1 protein-coding gene and 1 pseudogene are annotated in these 1,735 nt (G+C 40.8%); one reads left to right on the forward strand and one right to left on the reverse strand.

What is annotated here, in order from left to right:
* The coding region (locus ACYC56_RS14865) for an inorganic phosphate transporter (protein ID WP_461374953.1) at positions 1-1,508 on the forward strand (1,508 nt) is incomplete at its 5' end.
* A 34-nt stretch (positions 1,509-1,542) separates the two neighbouring features.
* Here ACYC56_RS14865 and ACYC56_RS14870 read toward each other — a convergent pair.
* Positions 1,543-1,735: pseudogene (locus ACYC56_RS14870) on the reverse strand (peptide chain release factor N(5)-glutamine methyltransferase); the annotation flags it as partial.

Raw genomic sequence — 1,735 nt, forward strand, 5'->3', positions numbered from 1 at the left:
TCCACATGTTGTTCAATCTAAATATACTAAAGGTGATTGTCCTGGTGGGTACATTTTCGTTGGCGATGGCGTTCGCAGGTAACGACCTGGTGAATTTCATAGGGGTTCCTTTGGCAGGTTACAGTTCGTGGCAGATTTTTAGTGCTTCTGAAGGTGGTGTCGCGAATGATTTCCTTATGACCGGCCTTTCGGGAAAAGTTCCTACTCCTGTTTTATTTCTCATCGGGGCAGGCATTATTATGGTGATAACCTTGTTTACTTCAAAGAAAGCCAAAAGCGTAGTCAAGACTTCCCTTGACTTAAGTCGACAGGAAGAAGGCGATGAGCGCTTTAAGCCAAGCTGGCTTTCAAAGGCTCTTGTCAGGTCATCGATGAATCTCAATACCAATATCCGTAAAATACTACCTGACAGCTTTGTAAACGCTATCGGGCGACAATTTGAACCAATTAAACAAAAGGAGAAAGATCCGGACGCACCAACTTTTGACCTGATCAGGGCTTCAGTTAACCTCACTGTATCGAGCATCCTGATTGCATTGGGAACTTCACTAAAACTACCTCTGTCAACCACTTATGTAACCTTTATGGTAGCCATGGGGACTTCCTTATCAGATAAAGCCTGGGACAGGGAGAGTGCTGTTTACAGGATATCGGGGGTTCTTGCCGTTATCGGTGGCTGGTTCCTGACTGCCTTTAGTGCATTTACGCTTGCACTAATCATGGTGTATTTGTTTTATTATGGTCAGGTTTACGCCATTGTCGCAATGTCGGCTTTTGTAATCTATTTAATTTATAAATCGCACCGTTATCACAACAAAACAGAGGAAAGTGCTGTTGAAGGTACGAAGGAGATTTATGGCCTGACCGATGAAAATATTGGTGAAAAAACAGTAAAGACCGTCATTAAGAACCTGAGAAAGATTTCAACATCTATAGGAAGTATCATCACAGGAATTGAATTGGAAGACCGAAAACAATTAAAGAAAATTCAACGCGACCTGGATGCCACTACCGCCAAGACAAAATACCTGAAGGACCACATCACTGTAATTGTTGACAAACTTAAAAAGGATTCGACCGACACAGCCTACTATTTTGTTCAGGTACTCGATTATATGCGTGAAATGCTTCATGCCATAACATACATTAACCGTCCGGCCATCGAGCACATCGAAAACAATCACAAACCGTTCAGCGAAGAACAAATTGTAGAACTTAAGCACCTTCAGGAGGTGATTGTAAAATTTTTGAACCTGATTATATTGAGTATTGAGGGGAAAGACTACTCGAAACAAGAAGATATACAGGCCATTCTAAATCAATACCTTCACCTCATTGAGCGATACAATAAAAATCAAATTGGGCGCATTAAAACGGCTACTTCAGGAACTAAAAACAGTATCCTCTTCCTGAATATCCTCAACGAGAGCAAACACATGGCACTGATGGGATTCAACCTTTATAAGTCGCAACGTGATTTTGTTGTACTCAATAAGAAAAAGAACTAACAAAAAAGGCCGCTTGTATTTAAAGCGACCTTTTTTATTGTTTTACACCTGAAATAAAACGGGGCTTTCCGTTTAAATCGTGTTTAGGATGTACGTCCTTATAATCCCACGAATGGAGCAATGCAACCATTTTCTGTTCCTTCGTCTCGTTAATTTCAAAATAAATCCTACCTCCGGACCTTAGTAAACGCTTTGCCTGTTTAAGTATTCCTTCGTAAAAAAGAAGC

It is taken from the genome of Candidatus Aquicultor sp. (assembly GCF_054640775.1).